The organism is Nitrospira sp. (assembly GCA_016715825.1).
Taxonomy (GTDB): domain Bacteria; phylum Nitrospirota; class Nitrospiria; order Nitrospirales; family Nitrospiraceae; genus Nitrospira_D.
In genome coordinates this window covers 61,330-81,844 of record JADJXO010000010.1, presented here as the reverse complement: position 1 = coordinate 81,844, position 20,515 = coordinate 61,330, and the positions used below count along the sequence as shown (strand labels likewise).

At 58.2% G+C, this 20,515-nt stretch carries 15 protein-coding genes; 11 read left to right on the top strand and 4 right to left on the bottom strand.

The annotated features are described in order from the left end of the window. The first annotated feature begins 59 nt into the window (after positions 1 to 59). The 11 genes from IPM58_15925 (at position 60) to IPM58_15875 (ending at position 15,660) form a co-directional block, all read left to right on the top strand. Positions 60 to 1,397: a hypothetical protein gene (locus tag IPM58_15925; protein MBK9308526.1), complete on the top strand. Its 1,338-nt coding sequence runs from the start codon at positions 60 to 62 to the stop codon at positions 1,395 to 1,397. After that, positions 1,345 to 3,948: a tandem-95 repeat protein gene (locus IPM58_15920; GenBank protein ID MBK9308525.1), complete on the top strand. Its 2,604-nt coding sequence runs from the start codon at positions 1,345 to 1,347 to the stop codon at positions 3,946 to 3,948. The genes IPM58_15925 and IPM58_15920 overlap by 53 nt, the downstream gene beginning before the upstream one ends. Continuing rightward, positions 3,888 to 4,730 carry a hypothetical protein gene (locus IPM58_15915; GenBank protein ID MBK9308524.1) on the top strand — a complete coding sequence of 281 codons (843 nt, stop codon included), beginning with the start codon at positions 3,888 to 3,890 and terminating at the stop codon, positions 4,728 to 4,730. Before IPM58_15920 ends, IPM58_15915 begins: the two co-directional genes overlap by 61 nt. After that, a complete protein-coding gene (locus tag IPM58_15910; GenBank protein ID MBK9308523.1) occupies positions 4,666 to 5,190 on the top strand; it encodes a cadherin-like domain-containing protein in 525 nt (174 codons plus the stop codon). The genes IPM58_15915 and IPM58_15910 overlap by 65 nt, the downstream gene beginning before the upstream one ends. Then, positions 5,163 to 6,089, top strand: coding sequence for a tandem-95 repeat protein (locus tag IPM58_15905; protein MBK9308522.1), 927 nt, complete (start codon positions 5,163 to 5,165; stop codon positions 6,087 to 6,089). The genes IPM58_15910 and IPM58_15905 overlap by 28 nt, the downstream gene beginning before the upstream one ends. Positions 6,090 to 6,134: 45 nt before the next feature. Further along, positions 6,135 to 7,697: a cadherin-like domain-containing protein gene (locus tag IPM58_15900; protein ID MBK9308521.1), complete on the top strand. Its 1,563-nt coding sequence runs from the start codon at positions 6,135 to 6,137 to the stop codon at positions 7,695 to 7,697. 52 nt (positions 7,698 to 7,749) lie between these two features. Beyond that, positions 7,750 to 9,675, top strand: a complete 1,926-nt coding sequence (locus IPM58_15895; protein MBK9308520.1) for a PAS domain-containing protein — start codon at positions 7,750 to 7,752, stop codon at positions 9,673 to 9,675. Further along, a complete protein-coding gene (locus tag IPM58_15890) occupies positions 9,672 to 11,465 on the top strand; it encodes a response regulator (GenBank protein MBK9308519.1) in 1,794 nt (597 codons plus the stop codon). The genes IPM58_15895 and IPM58_15890 overlap by 4 nt, the downstream gene beginning before the upstream one ends. Before the next feature lie 97 nt (positions 11,466 to 11,562). Further along, positions 11,563 to 13,875, top strand: a complete 2,313-nt coding sequence (locus IPM58_15885; protein MBK9308518.1) for a PBP1A family penicillin-binding protein — start codon at positions 11,563 to 11,565, stop codon at positions 13,873 to 13,875. 104 nt (positions 13,876 to 13,979) lie between these two features. After that, on the top strand, positions 13,980 to 14,423 hold the full coding sequence (locus IPM58_15880; GenBank protein ID MBK9308517.1) for a polymer-forming cytoskeletal protein: 444 nt from the start codon (positions 13,980 to 13,982) through the stop codon (positions 14,421 to 14,423). Positions 14,424 to 14,562: 139 nt separating this feature from the next. Further along, entirely contained in the window at positions 14,563 to 15,660 is a 1,098-nt protein-coding gene (locus IPM58_15875) for an AI-2E family transporter (GenBank protein ID MBK9308516.1), read from the top strand. 52 nt (positions 15,661 to 15,712) lie between these two features. On the opposite strand, the gene IPM58_15870 is transcribed toward IPM58_15875, so the two are convergent. From IPM58_15870 to IPM58_15855, 4 genes are read right to left on the bottom strand one after another with little or no spacing between them, the layout of a single operon-like run. After that, positions 15,713 to 16,306, bottom strand: a complete 594-nt coding sequence (locus tag IPM58_15870) for a DUF3365 domain-containing protein (protein ID MBK9308515.1) — start codon at positions 16,304 to 16,306, stop codon at positions 15,713 to 15,715. Next, entirely contained in the window at positions 16,273 to 18,750 is a 2,478-nt protein-coding gene (locus tag IPM58_15865) for a HAMP domain-containing protein (GenBank protein ID MBK9308514.1), read from the bottom strand. The genes IPM58_15870 and IPM58_15865 overlap by 34 nt, the downstream gene beginning before the upstream one ends. Positions 18,751 to 18,752: 2 nt before the next feature. Next, entirely contained in the window at positions 18,753 to 19,892 is a 1,140-nt protein-coding gene (locus IPM58_15860) for a GHKL domain-containing protein (GenBank protein MBK9308513.1), read from the bottom strand. Next, a complete protein-coding gene (locus tag IPM58_15855; GenBank protein MBK9308512.1) occupies positions 19,889 to 20,323 on the bottom strand; it encodes a response regulator in 435 nt (144 codons plus the stop codon). Before IPM58_15855 ends, IPM58_15860 begins: the two co-directional genes overlap by 4 nt. Positions 20,324 to 20,515 lie beyond the last annotated feature (192 nt).

Sequence of the window (20,515 nt, the reverse complement as noted above, 5' to 3'; positions counted from 1 at the left end):
CTTACGCCGCCCTGGTTCACCAGGGCGTTCAGGGTATCTGACTAGGTCTGGGAAACGGCGTGCTGCAACTAGCGGTCTACAAGAGTGATGTCGCCATCAACGACGGGAATTGGCATCACGTCGCAGTGACGATCGGCTCCTCCGGTAACAGTCTCTACGTCGATGGAGTTCTCGCTACGGCTGGGCAGTTGAGCTACGACACCGGAAATGCTTCGACACAGGGCTTCTTCAACAGTGTGTCAGGCCTTGACTCCATGGCCATCGGGCGTAACCAGGATTCCTCAGGCGGCAAATGGTACGCGACGGGCAGTCTCGACGATGTTCGGCTCTACGATAGAGTACTGACCACGAACGAGGTCGCCAATCTTGCTAATGACCTGACACTCGTCGACACCGATACGGTGGCCATTACCGTGACTCCCATCAATGATGCGCCGACGATTACAAACCTGAGCGGCGATAGCCTGAGCTACAGCGAAGGTGACGGGGCCGTGGTGATCGAGCAAGGCGGCAATGTGTTGGTAGCGGATGTGGATTCAACCAACCTCGATACCGGCACCCTCACTGTGTCGATTTCCTCCGGTGGGGACAGTGCCGAAGACGTGCTGAGCATTCGGAATCAGGGGACCGGGGTGGGCCAGATCGGCGTGAGTGGATCGAACATGACCTATGAGGGCGTGACCATCGGGACCTTCACCGGCGGCAGCGGCGGGAGCAATCTCGTCATCACGTTGAACAGCAATGCGACGCCCACGGCGGTGACAGCGCTGGTGAAAAACATTACATACGAGAACACGGATACCGACGCCCCCACGACTGGAGCCAGGACCGTGCGGTTTGTGCTGACTGATGGCGACGGTGGGACCAGCCCTAATTATGACACGACTGTCACGGTAACCGGCGTCAACGATGCACCGACGGACTTGGCGTTGTCGGCGAACACCGTGGCGGAGAACGCGGCCAATGGGACTGTGGTGGGCATCGTGAACGGAACGGACCCGGAACGCCAAGCCAAGATCACGGAACTACTCGCGGCCGATCCTTCACTGCACTTCAATGCCACGACTGACAAGTTTTATAAGGCAGTCACCGGCAACTTTACCTGGGCTGCTGCCAAATCCGGCGCTGAATCGACAGCGCTCAATGGCACCACCGGCCAGCTGGTCGTCGTTCGCTCTGCATTCGAAAACGACTTAGTCAAGACGATTGGATTGGTGACGGGAGACGATAGCGTTTGGCTGGGAGCAACCGATCAAACGCTCGAAGGCGATTGGCGGTGGGGGTCTAATGGAACCGACGGGGACTTGTTTTATCAAGGGATGGCCGGAGGAACGAGCGTCAACGGTGCCTGTACTAATTGGGGAGTCCACACAACCCAACGACAATGGCGGGAATAATGAGGATGCGGCGAGGCTTAACCTCTCCACAGGGCTCTGGTGGGACTCGGCAACAACAGGTCGACTGGAAAGCTATGTCATCGAATGGGATGCCACTGAGGTGCTCGACCAGACCGACCTTCTAAGCTATTCGATCCAATCGCAGACCGCCACAGGTGCGTTTGCGATCAATGCGAGCACGGGCGAACTCACCGTCGCCAATGGCAGCCTGTTGAATTACGAAAGCGCGACCAGCCACAGCGTCACGGTGCGGGTGACGGATAGCGGCGGGCTGACGTATGACGAGACGTTTACCATCAATCTGACGAATGTGAATGAGGCTCCGACCGGGGCCGATGCCACGGTGACGCTCACCGAAGACACGGCCCAGGCCCTTACCCCCGCGAACTTCGGCTTCAGCGACGTGGATGCTGGGGATAGTCTGAGTGCCGTGCGCATCGACACCCTCCCCGGAGCGGGGACCTTGACCCTCTCCGGCGCAGCGGTCACGGCAGGCCAAGTGGTGAGTGTGGCGGACCTCACCGCGGGCAATCTGGTTTTTACCCCGGCGGCCAACGCCGCTGGGACGGGGTATGCGAACCTTACCTTCTCCGTACGCGACAGCAACAATGCGTATGATGCGGCCCCCAACACCCTGACCATTGATGTGACGGCGGTGAACGACGAGCCGGTCGTGACAGTCGATCCAAGTGATGTGAACTTCACGGAACAGTCACCGGTTGGCATCGATGTCAACTTGACGATCAGCGACATCGATAGTGGCACAATGACCGGTGCAACCGTCCGGATCAGTACCAACTATGAGTCGGGTGCCGATGAATTGACCTTCACCGACCAAAACGGAATCAGTGGGACCTGGAACAGTACAACCGGCACGTTGACACTCTCCGGCACGGCCACAGTGGCCGACTACCAGACCGCATTGCGGTCGATCGCGTTTTACAACGGCAGCGATACCCCCTCCACCCTCACGCGTACCATTGAGTGGATCGTCACCGACGGCACAGATCCCAGCGCCGCCGCATACAGGAATATCACCGTGAGCGGGGTGAACGATGCCCCGGTGAACACGGTGCCGGGGGCGCAAACGGTGAACGAAGACACCTCCTTTCCCGTGAGTGGGATCAGCGTCACCGATGTGGATGGTAACCTCTCGACGGTCCAGCTGGGCGTGCTGAACGGGACCGTGACGGTCACGCTCCAAGGCGCGGCCAGCATCAGCGCGGGCAGCAACGGGACGAATACCCTGACGCTCTCTGGTAGCCAAGTCGACATCAACGCCACCTTGGCTACGTTGGTCTATCAAGGGACATCGAACTATAGCGGCAGTGACACGCTCACGGTGACCAGCACCGACAGCAATGCCGTGACCGATGTGGACACGGTCGCGATCACCGTCAACGCGGTGAATGATCCGACCGTGGTGACGGGGGGCACGAGCGGGACGGGCAATGAGGATACGACCATCACCAACACCTTGACGGCGACGGATGTGGACGGGCTCGCCGACGGGACGGTCTTCACGGTAAGCACCGCGGCGACGAACGGCGTGGCGAGCATTGATCCGGCGACGGGCCTGTGGAGCTACCAGCCGACGGCGGACTGGAATGGGACGGACAGCTTCACCGTGACGATTACCGATGATGCGGGCAACAGTACGACGCAAGTGATCAGCGTGACGGGGACGCCGGTTGTGGACCTCACCGACGATAGCCTGACCACGAACGAAGACACGGCGATCAGTGCGAACGTGCTGACGGGGACGAATGGCGCCACCGCGGATAGCTTTGAGGGCACCCCGGTGCTGACGGGGGTGACGCAAGGGGCGAACGGGAGCGTGACGTTTCTGGCCGACGGGACCGTGACCTACACGCCGAACGCCAATTTCAATGGCACCGACAGCTTTACCTACACCATCACGAGCGGGGGCGTCACCGAGACGGCGACGGTGACCGTGACGGTTAATGCGGTGAACGATGCGACGGTGGTGACGGGGGGGACGAGCGGGAGCGGCACTGAAGACACAACCATCACGGGCACCCTGACGGCGACGGATGCCGAGGGGTTGAGCGACGGCACGGTGTTTAGCGTGACGGGGGCGGCGACGCAGGGGACGGCGAGCATCGATCCGGCGACGGGCCTGTGGAGCTATACCCCGACGGCGGACTGGAATGGGACGGACAGCTTCACCGTGACCATCACCGACGACGCGGGCAACACCACGACCCAAGTCATCACCGTGACGGTGACGGCGGTCAATGATGCCTCGGTCAATACCGTCCCTGGCGCCCAGACGGTGAACGAAGACACTGCGCTTCCCGTGAGTGGCATCAGCGTCACCGACGTCGACGGTAATTTGAGCACGGTGCAGCTGGGCGTGCTGAACGGGACCGTGACGGTCACGCTCCAAGGCGCGGCCAGCATCAGCGCGGGCAGCAACGGGACAGCACCCTCACGCTCTCCGGCAGCCAAGCCGACATCAACGCCACCTTGGCTACGTTGGTCTATCAAGGGACATCGAACTATAGCGGCAGTGACACGCTCACGGTGACCAGCACCGACACGAACAGCGGGACCGACGTGGATACGGTCGCGATCACTGTGACGGGGGTCAACGATGCGCCGGTGGTGACGGCCGTCGGACCGACGGTGACATTTGTAGAAGGGGGATCGCCGCAAGTCATCGGTCCTCTGATGACGGTGACTGATGTGGACTCAACGAATTTCGACACTGGTGTGCTCACCATCTCGTTGACGCAGAACGGCACAGCCGACGATCGTCTTCTTGTTGGTAACTTTGGTACTGGCCTCGGTCAAGTCGGCACCTCCGGCAGCAATGTCAGCTATGAAGGCGTCGTGATCGGAACCTTTACCGGAGGAACGAGCGATAGCGATCCTTTGGTGATCACGTTCAATGCCAACGCTACCGTGGCTGCCGTGCAGGAGGTTGTGACGAGCATTCAATTCCGGAATGTCAGCGAGAGCCCGTCCACCGCGACTCGGCAGGTCACCTTCGAGCTGACCGATGGAGATGGGGGAACCGCGACACCAGCGACAAAACTCGTCAACGTTCAAGCGACGAACGATGCACCGACGGACCTCTCCCTCTCATCGAATACCGTCGCGGAGAATGCGGCAAACGGGACCGTAGTGGGGATCGTGAGCGGGACGGACCCGGACAGTGGCGACACGAAGACGTATAGCCTCACAGATACCGCAGGTGGACGGTTTGCGATCAACAGCAGCACAGGCCAGATCACCGTGGCCGATGGCAGCTTGTTCAATTACGAAAGCGGCGACCAACCATACGGTGACGGTTCGGGTCACCGATAGTGGCGGTCTGACCTACGACGAAACGTTCACGATCAATCTGACCAATGTGAATGAGGCCCCGACGGGCGTGGATGCCACGGTTACGATCAACGAAGATACCGCTCATACCTTGAGCACGGCGAACTTTGGCTTCAGCGACGTGGATGCGGGCGACAGTCTGAGCGCCGTGCGGATCGACACGCTGCCCGCAGCCGGGACCTTGACCCTCTCCGGCGTAGCGGTGACGGCGGGGCAAGTCATCACGGTGGTCGATATCACCGCTGGCAATCTGGTCTTTACCCCGGCGGCGAACGCGACCGGGACGGGGTATGCGAACCTCACCTTCTCCGTACGCGACAGCGGCAATGTCTATGATGCGGCCCCCAACATCCTGACCATCGATGTGACTGCCGTGAATGACGCGCCGGTGAACGCCGTGCCGGGGCGCAGAGCGTGGCGGAAGACACGCCCTTGGCGCTGAGCGGCATCAGCGTCAACGACGTCGACGGCAATCTGAGCACCGTGCAGCTCGGCGTGTTGAACGGGACCGTGTCAGTCACACTCCAGGGTGGAGCGACGATCAGTGCGGGCAGCAACGGCACGAATACCCTGACCCTCTCCGGTAGCCAGGTCGACATCAACGCGACGTTGGCTACGTTAGTCTATCAAGGGACATCGAACTATAGCGGCAGTGACACGCTCACCGTGACCAGCACCGACACGAACAGCGGGACCGACGTGGATACGGTCGCGATCACCGTCAACGCGGTGAATGATCCGACCGTGGTGACGGGGGGCACGAGCGGGAGCGGCACTGAAGACACGACGATCACCGGGACCCTAACGGCGACCGATGTGGACGGGCTCGCCGACGGGACGGTCTTCACGGTGAGCACCGCGGCGACGAACGGCGTGGCGAGCATTGATCCGGCGACCGGGCTGTGGAGCTATACCCCGACGGCGGACTGGAATGGGACGGACAGCTTCACCGTGACGATTACCGATGATGCGGGCAACAGTACGACGCAAGTCATCAGCGTGACCGTGACGCCGGTGGTGGATCTCACCAACGATAGCCTGACCACGAACGAAGACACGGCGATCAGTGCGAACGTGCTGACGGGGACGAATGGCGCCACCGCGGATAGCTTTGAGGGCACGCCGGTGCTGACGGGGGTGACGCAAGGGGCGAACGGGAGCGTGACGTTTCTGGCCGACGGGACCGTGACCTACACGCCGAACGCCAATTTCAATGGCACCGACAGCTTTACCTACACCATCACGAGCGGGGGCGTCACCGAGACGGCGACGGTGACCGTGACGGTTAATGCGGTGAACGATGCGACGGTGGTGACGGGGGACGAGCGGGAGCGGCACTGAAGACACAACCATCACGGGCACCCTGACGGCGACGGATGCCGAGGGTTGAGCGACGGCACGGTGTTTAGCGTGACGGGGGCGGCGACGCAGGGGACGGCGAGCATCGATCCGGCGACGGGCCTGTGGAGCTATACCCCGACGGCGGACTGGAATGGGACGGACAGCTTCACCGTGACCATCACCGACGACGCGGGCAACACCACGACCCAAGTCATCACCGTGACGGTGACGGCGGTCAATGATGCTCCTGTCCTGACTGCTAACACCGGCAGCACTGTTGCCGAGGGTGATACGGACACGATTGTAGCGAGCGAACTGGCTGTTACAGACGTGGATACCACCGATGCTCAGCTGACCTATACCATCGGCACAGGACCAATACATGGACAATTGGAGTTGATATCGGCGCCGGGTGTTCCTACCACCACCTTCGCCCAAGCCGATATCGCCGGCAATCGTGTGGTCTACGTACATGACGGGTCGGAAACTACCAGTGACAGCTTCACCTTTACCATGAGCGATGGGGCTGGTGGTTCGTTAGGAGCCACCACCGTGACCTTGACGATCACGCCGGTCAATGATGCGCCCACCATTACCAGCAACGGAGGCGGGTCGGCGGCCTCGATCAATGTCGCGGAAAATGTCAGTGCGGTGACGATCGTGACCGGTGCGGATGTGGATTTGCCGAGTCAGGTCCTCACGTACAGTCTCAACGGTGGGGCGGATCAGGCGCTCTTCACGATCGATGCTTCAACCGGTGTGTTGAATTTTGCGGCTCCTCCAGATTTTGAAGTGGCGACCGATGCGAATGGCGACCATGTCTATGTGGTTCAGGTCCGAGTAATCGACAGTCAGGGAGCCAGCACTACGCAGATGATCCAAGTGACGGTCACCGATGTGGCCGAGACGGTTGTTGCACCATCGAATGTTCTGACGATTCCCCCTGTGCTTCTCTCACCCTCGTTGCGTGAATCTGAGAAACGCAGCCAACCTGTGGTCATTGAGCGGAATGAACTACCGGCAAACCTCAGTACGACGACCACTGAACAGCCAAGCAAGCCAGCTGAAACAGCGGTCCATCGAAGTGGCGAGATGATGCCGTCGGCCACGCCTATTGAATCTCCCATTTTTATCAAGCAGGAAGACATTCGACGGTATGATACGGCCAAGCTTGAGCCGGTGATGTCTCGTTGGGATGAGTCGTCAGCTGCGTCACCGTTCACCATCATGCCCGTGGAACCGGAGCAGCCAGTTGATTCGAAGGTACCGGAAGACCAGCCTTCCGTTAGTGATGTTCTGTTGGCCAAACTCGATGCGATGGCCAAGTCCCTAGAAGAGGAGGTCGGCGTCGAGCAGGAACACGAGATGATGGTGGCCCGAGTGGCTGCCCTGGGTGGGACGACCCTATCGGTGGGATTCGTGGCCTGGGCGGTTCGAAGCAGCGCGATTCTGGCCAGCTGCTTGACCACCCTTCCAGTCTGGAAGAGCTTCGACCCGCTTCCTGTCACCAAATTGAGCCGACAAGAGCGGGACAGCCGCCGGAAGGCGACCGATGCGGCCCAGCGTCAGGAGCAGGACGAATTCGACGGACTCGAGAAGTTCTTTTAACTCACCCCTGGTTCTCATGTCTGCATCTGAACCGTCCGATAAGTAGAGAAGCATGAATCGGGTTTCGCCTACTGTCTTGATCAGCTTGTGCCTGGTCTGCGTCACGATCGGCGCCATGCTGGCCGGACAAGCCATCGTCGGATTGACCCCTGATAAGGGGAAAGAAGTATTCGAGGCGCGGAAGACCCTCAGTGAGAACTTGGCGGTGCAGTATTCCTTGCTGGCGGCTTCGGGACAGACGACGACGATTGAAACCGCGATGCGCGCCTTGGTTGAACGTAACGCCGAGATCCTTTCGGCAGCGCTTCAGACAGCGGAGGGGGAGCCACTCGCTGCTGCGGGCGATCATCTCCGCCATTGGGTGCAACCAAGCGGGCAACGATCGACGCCCACTCACATCCAAGTCCCCATTTATAAAGGAGCCACGCATTGGGGAACTCTCCAGCTGTCATTTCGCGCGTTGGGAGATGTGTCGGGCAAGAAATTCTATGAAGACGCGTGGGTGCGATATGTGCTGTTGGTCGCGGTCCTGGGATTCATCGGATACTTCACGTTTATGAAACGTACCCTGCGACATCTCGATCCATCCGAAATGATTCCGCCTCGAGTCAAATCCACACTCGACAGTCTGACGGATGGCGTGGTGATGGTCGATTTGTCCGGCTCGATCGTGCTGGCCAACGACACGTTCTGTCGACTGACTGAACGATCACTCTCCTCGCTCTTGGGCGTATCCTTGTCCCACCTGCCGTGGGTTCACGATCAGGGAATGCCATTGGCAGCAGATTATCAGTTTCCATGGCAAGCGGCCGCTGATCACCCGCGCGGGCGACAGGGAATCCGGTTTGGGTATCGCACCAAAGAACAGGCGCTTCAGACGCTCTCCGTGACCACCACGCCGATTCAGGACCAGGATGGCCGCTCGCGCGGTGTGTTGGTGTCGTTCCACGATGTCACGGCCGTTGATCGTGCAAACTCGCAACTCCGAGAAGCGATTACCCAGCTCGAGCAATCCCGCACACAGGTCTTGTCGCAAAACGAACAGCTTGAACACACGAACGAAGTGCTCCAGATCGAGATCGAAGAACGCAAGCGTATCCAGTTGGAACGGGAGCAGCTCAATAAACAGCTTCTAGAAAGTTCACGGCTGGTGGGCATGGCGGACGTCGCGTCGACGGTCTTGCATAACGTGGGGAACGTACTGAATAGCGTGAATGTGTCCGTGGACGTGGTGACCAATCTGCTCAAGCAGACGCCGATGAACGACGTGGCGTTGATCGCCTCGATGCTCCAGGAGCACAAGCATCATCTCGGGGCCTATCTCTCTGAGACCCAGGAGGGGAAACAAATCCCATCGTATCTCTCCATGCTGGCGGAAGCCGTCACGCAAAACCAAACGCTCGTTCAAAAAGAGCTGGACGGGCTCGGTCGTAATATCGAGCATATTCGGCAGGTTGTGGATCGACAGGTTGACCTGGCCAGGCCAGGCGGTACCATCTTGGAGCCTGTGAATTTCCAAGACCTCATGGAGCAGGCGCTGGCCATTCATGTATCGGCGTTCGAGAGTCGTGGGTATGAGATCGAGCGACGTGCTGATGCGATTCCGGAGGGCATGTGTGATCGTCATCAAGTCTTGCAGATTCTGGTGAACCTGATCAGCAACGCAAAGAATGCTATGGATATGATGCCGGGTACGCGGCATCGATTGACGGTGCAATTCGGCCGTGCAGAGGATCGCACCGGCTTTGTGCGGTTTCAGGTGTCTGATACCGGTGTCGGGATTGCGCCGGAGCATCTCGGGCGACTCTTCACGCAGGGTTTTACCACCAGGCCGGAGGGGCATGGGATCGGACTCCATAGCGCCGCACTCGCTGCCAAGAACCTTGGTGGGACGTTGCACGGACGAAGCGAGGGGCAGGGACAAGGGGCCGTCTTCGTATTGGATTTGCCGTTTATTCCGATTGAGGTGCCGGCATGACGATGCCATCGACAGAACGGAATCGCCGGATCCTCATTATCGACGACAACCGGACGATTCACGAAGATTTTCAAAAAATTCTCGTTCCCCAGTCCACCCTGGCTGGGTTGCAACAAGCGCGCGCCGCACTGTTCAAGCGTGGAACGGGTGATCCGCTGGCGATCGATCCCTTTCAGTTGGATTTCGCCGATCAGGGGCAGCAAGGCTATGACAAGATCGTCTCGGCGCGGACAGACAATCACCCCTATGCTGTGGCCATTGTCGACATGCGAATGCCACCTGGTTGGGATGGCCTGACGACCATTGAACACATCTTGAAGGCGGACTCGGAGATCCAAGTCGTCATCTGTACCGCGTATTCGGACTACTCGTGGGTGCAAATTGTTGAACGTTTGGGTGTCAACGATCGGGTCCTCATTTTGAGAAAGCCGTTCGATTCCATTGAGGTGCAACAGATCGCCAGCGCCCTCACGAGAAAATGGGAGCTGGGGCGAAAGGTCGCTGCCCACACGATCGAGATGCAGCGTCGCAATGAAGACCTCGAGCGAATGAATACCGTCTTGCAAGCGGCAAAAGTAGCAGCTGAGAGCGCCAACCAAGCCAAGTCGGAATTCCTCGCGCACATGAGCCATGAAATTCGCACGCCGATGAACGGCATGATCGGGATGGTGGAGTTACTGCTGTCCGGCGACTTATCGGACAAGCAGCGACATTTTGCCGGCACGGCTCGACAGTCAGGACTCGCGCTGCTTCAAGTGATTAACGATATTCTGGACCTGTCGAAGATCGAGGCCGATAAACTCGATCTCGAACCAGTGGAGTTCGATCTCCGCGAAAGCGTCCAGAATGTCGTGACGCTATTTGCGGTATCGGCGGAGCAGAAGAACCTTCATCTCCATTGCGAGATCGCGCCGGAACTTCCGTCTCGTTTGCGCGGAGATGTCGGACGATTACGGCAGATTCTGATGAATCTGATCGGGAATGCGGTGAAATTCACCGAACGGGGACAGATTGCCGTGTGCATTCAGCCTTGCGGCGATGGGAGAGGGCACACGACGATGAAGGTCCTGGTTCGCGATACCGGAATCGGGATCCCGCGTGAGGCCCAGCCGCACATCTTTGAACCGTTTACTCAAGCCGACGGGTCAATGACTCGACGATTCGGTGGAACGGGGCTGGGTCTGACAATCGTGAAGCGGCTGGTTGAGATGATGGGAGGGACGATCGGGGTCGACAGTGTTCCGGGAACCGGCTCTACCTTCTGGTTCACGGCCCGATTCGAATTGGTCGCTGCAAGCAATGGGTCAGCAGCGGCCGCTGGTCGATCATCGGCCAACAGCAGTCGGGCCGGGTGTGCGTCTAGTATGCCCATCTATGGACCGGATATCCGAATCCCAGCGCGTATTCTGCTTGCCGATGACGATCCCGTCAATCGGGAGGTGTTGCTCGGCATGCTCGAGGTCTGTGGAGAATCGGCTGTCGCGGTCGAGACCGGACGGCAAGTGCTGGACGTGGTGGACCAGTCGCCCTTCGATCTCGTGTTTATGGATTGCGAGATGCCGGAAATGGACGGCCTCACCGCGACAAGAGAAATCCGCCGGCAAGGCATTACCCGATCTGATGGGACCCCCATCCGTATCGTTGCACTGACGGCCCATGCCTTGGAGACGCACCGAATCGCGTGTACTGCCGCCGGGATGGATGATTACATCTCAAAACCTGTCTCACTTGAACAAATTGCTCACGCCCTCAAGCGATGGATGCCCCTTGCGTCATCCCGCGCTGCCTAAGTCGTCTTCTCCCTTTCCAATCTTCAGATCGCGCTGACCTCCGTCTGGTCTCATTTATCCAGTTCACTTGTTCGATAACTCCAGGTAAGCTGTGGGCATGTCAGCCCAGCTATCATCCCAGCCTGTCTTCTCGGCGCGACGCCTTGTGATGGTGTTCCTCATCGTCTGTGGGGTCGCACTCGCCTTACTGGCAGGATATGGATTTGTCCTTTCCACGAGTTTGGCCCTACCGAAGAGCGACGAGCATCCACCGTTGCTGATCTACGGCGCGCCGTTCTTTCTTACACCGGGACTCCATCCCGTAGAAGAGGGCTTATTCGACCGTCTCCAGCGGTTGGAGTATCGACCGGTCACAACCCATCCGAAGGTGCCCGGGGAGTATGTTGCGACTCAGAACTCGATTGAAATTTTTTTGCATGCCCAGGAAGAACATCGGCTTCCTGCTCGTCTAATCAAACTCACGTTGGCTGACGGGATCGTGACGCGGGTGTTGTCCGCCATCGATGGCCAACCCCTCTCGCTCGTGAGGCTTGAACCGGTATTGATCAGTGGTATGCGCGGCGGCACCAAGCAGCTTCGGGAATGGACCCCACTGGAGCAAATGCCTCCCGCCTTGATTGATACGCTGTTGGCCATCGAAGATCGGCGCTTTTTCTCTCATTTCGGATTCGATCCGATTGCCGTCGGACGCGCGCTGTGGACCAATATCACTCGCGGGGCGCTCGTGCAGGGCGGGAGCACCCTCACGCAGCAATTGGCCAAGAATCTGTTCTACACCCCTCGACGTACGCTTGGACGGAAGCTCCAAGAATTCGCGGCTGCGCTGGCGCTTGAGTTTAAGTACCGGAAGCAGGACATTCTAGAAAGCTATATGAACGAGATCTATCTGGGCCAAGCGGGTCCGGTCTCCATCTACGGGGTCGGAGAAGCCGCCCATCGGTATTTCGGGAAACCGCTCAATCAACTCTCGATTGAAGAAATTGCGCTGATCGTCGGCCTCATCAAAGGCCCCAATACCTATTCGCCGGTGAAAAACATTGATGCGGCGACGAAGCGTCGAAACGTGGTGCTCCACCGTCAGCGGGAGGAAGGCATCATAACCGAGGAAGTACTGACCGCCACGTTAACGCAGCCGGTGAAGGTGTCATTGACCGATGACGCGCTCACGGATGCTCCCTACTTTGTCGATTATCTGCTGAGGGAAATCGAGCAGGGGACTGGTGCGATCACTCCGGAGGGAGCACGAATCTATTCAACGCTCGACTCTCGAGCACAGCAGATTACGGCACAGGTCTTACAGAACGGTCTCATGAAGCTGGGGAGGAACCATCCTTCGTTGGCCGAGGCTGACCCGCCGCTCCAAGCCGCCGCCGTGGTGTTGGATGTCAGGCATGGCCATGTGTTGGCGATGGTTGGCGGGCGTGACTATCGAGTGAGTCAGTTCAACCGTGCGGTGCAGGCCCATCGATCTGCGGGCTCTTTGTTCAAACCGTTTGTGTATTTGGCCGGATTCGAAGCGGCCCGTGGGCAGGGAGCCGATGGGCTCACACCGGCGACCTTGTTGGCAGACGAGCCCATCACCTTGGATTCAGGCACTGGTTCCTGGTCGCCTCAAAACCATGACCGGCAGTATCGGGGGCCGGTGACCGTGCGATCTGCCCTTGAGCAGTCCTTGAATGTGCCAGTCGTGAGGACGGCTCACCGGACCGGGATGACGGCCCTCACGCACCAACTCCAAGCCTTCGGGATCACCACGCCTTTGGCGGATAACCTTTCCCTCGCGCTTGGGAGTTCGTCGGTGTCGCTGCTTGAAATTACTGCTGCGTATGCGGGCCTTGCCAATGGCGGGGTGGTGATCCGTCCGGTGGCGCTGTCGAACATCACCCGTGAAGGAGGAGAGACCATCTGGAGTCCACCGCTTGATCGACGACAGGCCGCGACTCCGCAAGGTGCCTTTCTTGTCACGTCCCTCCTGAAAGGGGTGGTGGATCACGGGACCGCTTCCAAGGCCCGAGCTCTCGGGGTGCAGGGGCCGATCGCAGGAAAAACTGGGACGACCGATGGATCTCGAGACGCCTGGTTTGTCGGATATTCACCGGATATTGCTATTGGAGTGTGGGTTGGATTTGATGATGAACGATCCATCAAGCTGAGCGGTTCGCAGGCTGCGCTTCCCATCTGGAGCGAGCTGGCGATTCGGCTCATGCCTCGAGATCTCCCCGATTTTGAGATGCCGACCGGGATCGTTCAGCGTCGGATCGATCCCAGAACTGGTCAACTGGCGACCACACGATGTCCAGAGAACAGGCCGGAGTTCTTCATCGCAGGAACCGAGCCCACGACGTATTGCGAGGTGCACGGAGGAGGGGTGTGGGAACGAGTAAAGGAGACGTTTGGGTTGTCCTCATAGAGGTCGGCCCTCCCATACCGGAGTGCTGAATTCCATAAACTGTTAGGCAGATCCCTTGTCCTACGATACCCTTGAGGGAGATTAGCCTCTACAGAGGAGTTCTCATGAAGAAAACCGGCTATGCGGACGACGGCAATATTACGCTGTTGGCAAAGGGCGTCGAGCTGAAAGGCGAGATCAAAGTCGAAGGTACGGTGCGTATCGATGGGCGCCTGGAAGGTGATGTGCATACGAAGGGCGAAGTGATTGTCGGTGAAGATGGGATGGTGAGGGGATCGATTCATGCGGATTCGTTGATCAGTAGCGGACGCATCAAAGCCACCGTCACGGCCACGGGGAAAATCCAGCTCTTAAAAAACGCGATTCTGATCGGAGAAGTTCATTGTCCTACGATGCTCATGGAGGAAGGGGCGAAGTTTCAAGGTGTGAGTGACATGGGTGTCACCGGATGGCCCGAGGAAGGCCAGAAGCTGCCTCCCAATGTTCGAGATATGAACGCCTCTCGTGGGAAAGCGGTTGCCTTAATCGGAAAAGAAGTCGACCTCTAGGCGAATCGCACCGTTCTTCTTTCACGGTCGCGTCGCCTTCCGTCGCCTCTCAGGTTTCTGCCAAGTCTGCCCACCGTGACAGAACTCGCTGGATCTGCTATCTACTCGGGGTATCTCGTAAGGAAACGCCACGTTATTTATGACTCGACAGCAGATCTTTTCCATCGTGTTCTTCGCCCTAGTGGTCTTGTTGCTCTACCAAATCGGGTTGATGTTCAAGCCGTTTGTGTTTTCTGCGCTCTGGGCCGGGCTGCTTGCCCATTGGGCCTTTCCGCTTCATCTTCGTCTGACGCGGTTGTGTGCCGGGAGGGAGATGGTATCCGCCGCGCTACTGACCGTTGGGGCGATGGCGATCGTGGTCGTTCCGCTGGTCGTGATGGGGGTCATGCTGGTGCGTGAGGCCGGTGTGGCGGAGCAGGAGATCCGAGCCTGGATTTCAGGAGGAGGGCTTCAAAGACTGCCCGAGGAGCTGGCGACCATCCCGATCATCGGCGGCTGGTTAAAGTCGGCCCTGGCAGGGAGTGCGACGCCCACTTTTTCCTTGGAACAGTCGGTTCTGACTGGCGTGAAGGAGCTCAGCCAGTTTTTGATCGGGGGAATGGGCGGCCTGCTGAAAAATACCTTTGCGCTCATCATGAATTTTTTCATGATGTTGTTGATCCTCTTTTTCCTCTTCAAGGATGGCCAGCAGTGGCTTTCGGTTCTGTATGATCTCATTCCGATGGAGGAGTCTCACAAGTCCAAAATCCTGGTCCGGTCGGATCAGACGATTCGAGCGGTGGTGAAAGGGGTCTTGGTGACGGCGATCGTGCAGGGGCTACTGGCTGGTATGGCCTATTTGGCCCTCGGTGTCCCGTTTCCCATGGGACTCACGGCGTTGACTATCGTCTTAGCCCCGATTCCCTTCGGTGGAACCGGGTTGGTGTGGTTGCCGGTGGCCCTGTATCTCTTTTGGATCGGGATGGCCGGGAAAGCACTGACCATGCTGGTGTGGGGAATTGGTGTCGTGTCGATGGTCGATCAATTCCTTCGACCGTGGTTGATCGGACAAGATGTACAGATTCCTGTGCTCCTACTTGTCTTGAGCGTGTTAGGAGGATTGGCGCTGTATGGCCTGCTCGGCCTCTTTATCGGTCCTATCCTCGTCAGCTTGTTGATGACCGCCGTGCAGATTTATCGAGAGGAATACCACCTCAAGCAGTTGGCTCACTCCGCGAACCCACCCGCTTCTCCATAGCCGTCTCGAGCCGTCTCGCAATCTGTCGGCGACTCACGCGGCACGCCAGTGGCTACTCCAATGGAATGGTAATCGCGATCCCACCCATCACATCATTCACCTGAAAGTCCTGCTTCGGACTCAACGGGTGACTGTTGTGGCAGGTGACGCAGGCGGAGGAGACAGCCCGGTCTGCATAGATCGCTTGGAAATATTGCTTTTTGCCGCTCGACACAATCCCGGTCACAGGACGATCCGGCTTTTGCCTCAGCATGTCCAATGCGGTGCGTTCAAATTCGGTTGCTGGTGCATTGCGCTGATAGATCGGGGAAAACCCAATCAGCCTGTAGCGGATTCCCCGCCCGCTCTCCGCGACCAACCGACCGGAGTGTTGAAGGAACTGAGCCGGTAACGGAAGCGTGTTGTCCTGTTCCCAATGTTCGGTCGAGGTGACGATACCCCTTTGCTGTAACCGGTCGACGATGTGTGAGGTATAAAAGGTGCGATCCGCTTCGAGGATGGCATGAATGTAGTCGGCGACCTTCTCTGGTGAGATGGACACGGTTTTGGGGCTCTCTTTCGCGGCATGGAGCGCAGCCGTGGTCCAGAAGGCTGCTAAGAGGAATGTGACGGTTATGGTTTGGAACGCGACGCGGCGGTAGCCCATGGGCCTCCTTGCGAGGACGATGATGCAGTGATCGGGAGCGTGACGAGACACGCTGTCCCTTGAGCTTCGGCACACGCTATCCGGATATCGCCTCCGAACTTTCGGACAATTCGTCGTGCGACGGTGAGTCCGAGGCCTGAACCCTCTCCCTGCTCTTTCGTCGTAAAGAACGGGTCGAAGACTTTTGAGAGGTGTTGTTTAGAGATACCCGGCCCAGAATCGGCGATGGTGATCGTGACGGCTTGATCTGAAACGACCGTCGTCAGTGCGAGTGTTCCGGTGCCCTTCATGGCATGGGCGGCGTTGGTCAGCAGATTCACGAATGCCTGCCGGAGTTGGTCTGGGAGCACGAGCACCGGAGTGTTCCCAGCATAGGTTTTGCGGATCACGATATTCTTCATCTCTGCAGTGCTGTGTGCGGTGGCCAGCGCGTCATCTAAGACCTGCTCGACATACACTGCGCTCGGCTGATCCGCGTTCTCACGATCGATCACACCGGTAAAGTCACGGATGATCGTGGCCATGCGACGGCCGTGAGCCACGATGTCTCGGGCATAGCTCTTGATATGCTCCATGTCCTGTTCATCCTGAATGACTTCCCCCAATCCGATGATGCCGAACAGGGGATTGTTGAGCTCGTGGCCGATTCCTGCCGTCAATCGCCCAAGGCTTCCTGATTTTTCCGCCTGAACAACCTGGTCCTGCAGCCGGCTTTCGTCCGTGATGTCACGAAGCACCAGACCGATCGTGTCGTCCTCACCTGGCTTTGCCGGTAACCTAAACCATTGGTAATGGTAGATGCGCGAGCCGATGCTGAGCTCAGCAGGATGACCGGCTGGCTTATGGTCGGGACAAGGCTGGAGTGGATCTCTCGGGATCGTTTCACGCTCAAAATCGGTGGTGGTGTTCGACGCATCGCCGTTCATCTGGAATTCTGCCTGAAGCTGTTTCTGAACGTCGGGCGTCAGTGACAGGATTGAAAACAGCGAGACGTCAGACAACGGCTCTCGCACTGTGAACGCATCACGAGTTGCCTGATTGATATACCGTACGACGTGGTGCCGATCAATGAGGAGGATGGGAGTCGGAACGGCGTCCAAGATCTGATCCGTGGATTGCTGTAGGACCTGAACCTCTTGGGTTTTCAACTTGACCTGGTCGGTCAGCCCGGAAAATGCAGCTTTCACCTGCGCATTCATGCGAGTGAATTCCCGGGCCAGGTCTTCCAGCTCGTCGCCGGTGTTGATCTGTATCGGTGTCTCGAGCTCGCCACGACCGATGGCCTGTGCCGCCTGTTGCAGTTGGCGGACCGGTGTGACGATCCGTCCGGCCGCGACGTAGCCCAGCGAGACGAGCAACGCCGTGGCGACCGCTCCAAAGACCATCACCCAGGTGAGCAAGTGCTGGATCGGCGCGAAGAGTTCGTCGGAGGATTGCCAGACGAACGTGTGCCAGGATCCGTTGTCGAGTGAGCCGTTGGTTGCTCGACTGGTCTCAGGAAGCGGTGCAAACCCGATAACGGAGGTCGAGTCTCCGCCATGACCATCGCCGGGTGCTTGGACCCAGCCGGGATGTTGGGGGGTGACGAGCGGCGTCAGGTTTCGATCGGACAGGGGAACGCCGGTCGGAAGAATGGGGCAGCTAATGACGATGCCGTTGCTGTCGATCAGCATGACATGGCCGGTTTTGCCGAAGCGAATGGCCTGAGTCGAGGGAGAAAAGAACTCCTTGGCATCGATGACGTGATGCAGCACACCAACCGCCTCGTAGCGCAAGCTGTCCATAATCGGCAGGGAGATCGTGAAGACATACGCATGTACCTGGTCGTCGAAATGGATGTCCTCGATGTAGAGTTTGCCCACCGCCCTGTTGAACGCCCCTTGCCACCAACCCGTGTTGCCGTGCTTGAACGCGGGATGGTCGGTCATGCTGGCGACCAATCTCCCTTCCACATCGGTCACAAACAGCATCTTGGTCGATGCCCTGACCACCTGCGGCAGCAACTGGCCGGGTGGACTGTAGACCCCGGCATAGTATTCGCGGAGTAATGCACTGAGTCTATTGTCGGTCAGCGATTTGAGTGCAGCAGGATCTCGGTCAGCCCAGCGTCGTTCGAGATCCGTGGTTCCTCCAGTCGAATGTGTTGGGTCGCGTGAGGCGTCTCGGCGGTGTTCGAGCTCTCGAATAATGGTCTGATCATGGGCGATGCGGGCGGTGTGCGAGATTTCTTCAACCACGAGCAAATCCAGTTTGCGGGCCGCTTCCGTTGCCAGTGCCTCAAAGCTTTCCCCGCTGATGTCTCGGATTTCCTGCGAGCCTTGCCAGAACGCCATACTCAAACCAATGACGAGGGGGACGATCCCGACGAAGAGCATGGACAGAATGACTTTGGTCTTGAGCCCCCATCTGGCGCCTGCCGGTGAGGTTGTCGATCCCGTCGTCATGACTAAACGGTTCCCTCGCTGAGTGATGAATCACACGGAAATGTCAGGGTAAACGTGGAGCCTTGACCGCTATGACTTTCGACCTCGATGGTACCGTGCATGAGTTGGATCACGTTCTTGATGTTATAGAGACCCAATCCGGTGCCCTTCCCCGGCGGCTTGGTGGTGTAGAACGGCTCAAAAATTCTGGTCACGAGCTCCGGTGCGATACCGCAGCCGGTGTCCGACACACGAACCTGTGTGGTGTCGGCTGTGCTGATGGTTTCCAAGGTGAGGGTGCCGTGATGTTCCATCGCCTGAACCGCATTCGTAATAAGATTGACGAACACATGGAGAAGTTTATCAGGGTTTCCCTTCACGACAGCGTCAGGCTGGTACTGCTTGCGAATTTCAATATCTTGAAGCGCCACGGCATAGCGGGCGATCTTCAAGGCCTCATCGAGCTTGCTGTTGACTTGAATAAGGCCGTCTTGCTGCACGGATGTGCGGCGAGAGTAGGAGGTGAGGTCCCGGCAAATGGCGGTCGTTCGTTTGACGGCGTCGATGATGTCCAGAGCTTGAGCGTGGACGGCCTCGAGGTCTGTTTCTTCCGCCAGATTTTCGGCCATGCCGAGAATCAGCTGAAGCGGATTGTTCATGTCATGGGCGATACCGGCCGCGAACGAGCCGAAGCCGGCCATCTTTTCTGCCTGGAGCAACTCGGTTTGCAATGTCGATTCATGTTGTACGAGCAGCCAGAACAGCCGGGAAGCCTGTCCACTAATGATATCGGCCCCTGTCGGCTTCTGTTGCCGAAGGGCTGATTCTATGGCCGGTTCGCCCGTAACGTCCATCAGCAGGGTAAGCGGTTGGTCATGGAGTAGATCGTCTGTGCGACCATATACCGGCACGTTCAGCTCTTGGGCTCGTTTGAGCCCTGGTGCCGATGGATCCTTGTCGGTCATGCCGACGATTTCAATTGTCGGGATCTGATGCAGCACTTCGAGGAGAGCGGTTCCTCCACGACCGGCACCGATAATGGCCACCCTCATCGGACGCTGGGCAGCCGAAGGGTTGCTCCGTTCGCTCCCCACCTTGGTGTGAGCGCTGGCTGGAGTCGTCGCTGCTGCACCCGCTCCCTCCGATTTTGCGCAGTCCATCATAGAGGTGCCAATTCTCGTCGTTCCATGGCGCGCCCGACGGCAGCCTTCAAGATCTCGCCTTCCACCGGCTTCACGAGATAATCCACCACCCCCTGTCTAAGAAGAGAGGTTGCCATATCGGTGTCAGGGAACCCGGTGAGGACAATCAAAGGAACGCGCGGATAGTTCTGACGGAAGTAGGCGATGGCTTCGATACCATTGACCTTCGGCATTCGGATATCGCAGATCATGACATCCAATAACAGGCGATTTTCGCCTGAGTTGATGACTTCAATCGCCTTCTCCCCATTCTCTGCTTCAAGCACATCATACCCGGCTTTTTGCAGAGTCATTCGGACGACCTTCCGGATATCCGGTTCGTCATCGACGATCAGGACCCGACCATTGGTGCTCGCACCTCCGACAAAAAACCCTGACGTGAACTCACTCATGGCAACCTCCTTGAGACTAAGGGGTGGTCTGATTTCGTTGATGTCCAAGCCAAACGCAAGGTCGATGCCGAAGAGGAACGAAGACAGGTGTAAGGCATTTCAATGGCTTGCCTGATCGGGATTGAGAGCCCTGCCTAGAGTTGGTTCACATGCACCACCACTAGGCTGAAAACCACCACCGACGACATGCAT

What these genes read in the sequence shown, in the direction of transcription:
- IPM58_15880 (MBK9308517.1), top strand. Translation starts at nt 13,980, where the DNA reads ATGAAGAAAACCGGCTATGCGGACGACGGCAATATTACGCTGTTGGCA.
- IPM58_15885 (MBK9308518.1), top strand. Translation starts at nt 11,563, where the DNA reads ATGTCAGCCCAGCTATCATCCCAGCCTGTCTTCTCGGCGCGACGCCTT.
- IPM58_15895 (MBK9308520.1), top strand. Translation starts at nt 7,750, where the DNA reads ATGAATCGGGTTTCGCCTACTGTCTTGATCAGCTTGTGCCTGGTCTGC.
- IPM58_15875 (MBK9308516.1), top strand. Translation starts at nt 14,563, where the DNA reads ATGACTCGACAGCAGATCTTTTCCATCGTGTTCTTCGCCCTAGTGGTC.
- IPM58_15855 (MBK9308512.1), bottom strand. Translation starts at nt 20,323, where the DNA reads ATGAGTGAGTTCACGTCAGGGTTTTTTGTCGGAGGTGCGAGCACCAAT.
- IPM58_15860 (MBK9308513.1), bottom strand. Translation starts at nt 19,892, where the DNA reads ATGATGGACTGCGCAAAATCGGAGGGAGCGGGTGCAGCAGCGACGACT.
- IPM58_15870 (MBK9308515.1), bottom strand. Translation starts at nt 16,306, where the DNA reads ATGGGCTACCGCCGCGTCGCGTTCCAAACCATAACCGTCACATTCCTC.
- IPM58_15890 (MBK9308519.1), top strand. Translation starts at nt 9,672, where the DNA reads ATGACGATGCCATCGACAGAACGGAATCGCCGGATCCTCATTATCGAC.
- IPM58_15910 (MBK9308523.1), top strand. Translation starts at nt 4,666, where the DNA reads ATGGCAGCTTGTTCAATTACGAAAGCGGCGACCAACCATACGGTGACG.
- IPM58_15865 (MBK9308514.1), bottom strand. Translation starts at nt 18,750, where the DNA reads ATGACGACGGGATCGACAACCTCACCGGCAGGCGCCAGATGGGGGCTC.